Below are 915 nucleotides of genomic sequence, written 5' to 3' on the forward strand. Positions count from 1 at the left end.
AGCGGACCAATACTAATCGGTCGAGGACTTAACCAAGTAGAAATGGTGTTCAAAGGCAGAAAATTAATATTAGCTAGTTTTGAGAGAACGAAGTTCTTTCAAGGAAAAATAGTGTGGTGGCGATAGCCAGAAGGATACACCTGTTCCCATGTCGAACACAGCAGTTAAGCTTCTGCACGCCAAGAGTAGTTGGGGGATCGCCCCCTGCGAGGGTAGGACGTTGCCACGCAATTTCGAAGCACCGATAGTATTTACTATGGTTCTTCGTCAACTGTTGTTGGTGAACAAAATATTGGAGTTCTAATCACTTGGTGATTAGAGCTCTTTTTGTATGAACTCGAAAAGCAAACAGTACTCTGAGCCGGAATCTGAAGAAGTTTCGGTAACCAAATCCAGTTCGTTTAATGACTTTAATCTTATTATTGGAACCCTCTAAAGGCCCGTTGGTGTAGTGGTGAGTAAAAGTGTTGCCAATTTCATCACGATGAACTGTCAAGGTTTGGAGGACTGCCAACATTTCTTCCGAGCAGCCTTGCAGGTGGTGAAAGGCTTGATTATAGTTGGGCCAGTCACGGGTTTTGATGGTTTCACGTAACTGATTCATCACAGCGTATGTTTGCTTGAGCTCGGGATCAATGCCTAATAAAGCATCAACCACATCAGTGGCAGTCGCCAGATACGAGAAGTTCGTCCATTTACGGAAGACCTCGTAGTTGAGGTGACTTGCGGAGTTAATAATAATTTCCAGTAACGCTTTAAGGCATGATACTCGCGTGAAGAAGTCGCCAGGGTTTTCATAAGCCGCACCCGCGTCTTATTAAAGGCGCGGTTTAAAGCATTAACTAGGTGGAAGGGATCAATGACGACAATGGCATTAGGGAAAATTCGACCAACCAATTTGGGATAGGTATAATT

The 915-nt window shown here is 44.0% G+C and carries 1 rRNA gene and 1 pseudogene; one reads left to right on the top strand and one right to left on the bottom strand.

Annotated elements, in window-relative coordinates:
• Nucleotides 1-112 precede the first annotated feature (112 nt).
• Nucleotides 113-229, top strand: a 5S ribosomal RNA gene (gene rrf, locus LPKJCM_RS10200).
• 75 nt (nt 230-304) lie between these two features.
• On the opposite strand, the pseudogene LPKJCM_RS14055 reads toward rrf, so the two are convergent.
• A pseudogene (locus LPKJCM_RS14055) lies at nt 305-915 on the bottom strand (transposase); the annotation flags it as partial.

The sequence above is a fragment of the Lentilactobacillus parakefiri genome, assembly GCF_002157585.1.
GTDB classification, from domain to species: Bacteria; Bacillota; Bacilli; order Lactobacillales; family Lactobacillaceae; genus Lentilactobacillus; species Lentilactobacillus parakefiri.